Raw genomic sequence first — 1,541 nt, 5'->3', positions numbered from 1 at the left:
TGCAACGGCTGGCACAACTGCGCGCGGCCAACGACCCGCTGGGCACCTTGCGCGAACTGCCCACGCTGCTTAAACGGGTGGCACTGTCCATGCCCGTCCCGCAGGCAGCGGCGCCTCTGCAGGGCGAGGCCTGGCAGGACTTTTTACAACGCCACGGCCCGCCGCCTGTGCCCGAGGATTTCAGCCAGCAACTGGCGTTTCTGGCCTACGCCCAGGATGAGCAATTGCTCGCCCTGCCCGCCGCACAACGCCAGCAGTTGGTCGACACCTGTACACGCTGGGTGGAGCTGCACCATGTGGCAGTTTGATTATCCCTGGTTGCTGCTGTTGCTGCCCTTGCCGTGGTTCGGCTACCGCTGGCTGCCCGCTTACCGCGAAGCCCGCAGTGCAGTACGCGTACCGTTTTTCAACGCCATGAGCCGCGCTGTCGATCAAGCACCACAGATCGCAGGCGCGCAGCACAACATCTGGCAATTGCTGCTCAACCTGCTGGTGTGGACATTGCTGGTGGTGGCCGTGGCCAGACCGGTATGGGTCGAAAAACCCATCGAGCGCCAGCAACCGGTGCGCGACCTGATGCTTGCCATCGATATCTCTCAATCGATGCAAACCACGGATTTCACCGACGCCAGCGGGCAGAGGATCGACCGCCTGAGCGCGGTCAAACACGTGGTGCAGGACTTTATTGCCCGGCGCAAGGACGACCGCATCGGCCTGATCCTGTTTGGTAGCGCTGCCTACCCGCAAGCGCCCCTGACCCTCGACCACGCCAGCCTGTCGCTGCTGCTGGACGACACCGGCATCGGCATGGCCGGGCCCGACACCGCTATCGGCGACGCCATCGGCCTGAGCCTGAAACTGCTCGACCAGGCCCACGAGCAGGAGAAAGTACTGATCCTGCTCACCGACGGCAACGACACCAGCAGCGCCATCCCCGTGCCCCGTGCCGCGGCCATGGCGGCGGCCAAAGGGGTAGTGATCCACACCATCGGCATAGGCGACCCGGATGCCGACGGCGAAGCCAAGGTCAACCTGGCCGCCCTGCAGAGCATCGCCAAAAGCACCGGCGGCCAGTACTTTCGCGCAGAAGACCGTGACAGCCTGAACCAGGTCTACGCCACCCTCGACCAGCTCACCCCGCACAGGGTGCAAACCTTCAGCCACCAGCCCAAACGGGACCTGTTCTGGTTGCCCGTAGCGGCCGCCATCAGCCTGATAGCGCTGTATCATCTGCTCGCACTGCTGGCCTCACGGCGCCACCCGCGCTCACCACCGCGGGAGGCCTGAAATGGAGATCAACCTGAGTGACTTCCACTTTCTGCGCCCGGCCTGGCTGCTGTTGGCGATTGTGGGTGCCCTGCTGCCGCTAATGTGGCGCCGCAGCCATGACCAGCAACGGCGTTTGCGGGCGATCATCGCTCCCCACCTGCTGCCACACTTGCTGGTCACCCCGCCCGACAGCCACCGCCTGCGCCCGGTACATTTGACCGCTGCCCTGCTGATCATCGGCGCCATTGCGGCCGCAGGCCCCACCTGGGAAC

The 1,541-nt window shown here is 64.9% G+C and carries 2 protein-coding genes and 1 pseudogene; all 3 read left to right on the top strand.

Annotation, left to right across the window (positions count from 1 at the left end; all coding sequences use genetic code 11):
* On the top strand, window positions 1–308 hold a 308-nt coding region (locus tag GHO03_RS24415), incomplete at its 5' end, for a DUF4381 domain-containing protein (protein ID WP_153400681.1).
* Window positions 295–1,287, top strand: coding sequence for a VWA domain-containing protein (locus GHO03_RS24410; protein WP_095026862.1), 993 nt, complete (start codon window positions 295–297; stop codon window positions 1,285–1,287). The genes GHO03_RS24415 and GHO03_RS24410, both read left to right, overlap by 14 nt.
* A gap of 1 nt (window position 1,288) precedes the next feature.
* Window positions 1,289–1,541 (top strand): annotated as a pseudogene (locus GHO03_RS24405) (hypothetical protein); the annotation flags it as partial.

Source organism: Pseudomonas sp. FSL R10-1339 (genome assembly GCF_009600545.1).
In the GTDB taxonomy this organism is placed as follows: Bacteria; Pseudomonadota; Gammaproteobacteria; order Pseudomonadales; family Pseudomonadaceae; genus Aquipseudomonas; species Aquipseudomonas bubulae.
The sequence above is the reverse complement of the archived record's forward strand: the minus strand, read 5'-3'. Positions and strand labels throughout refer to the sequence as shown.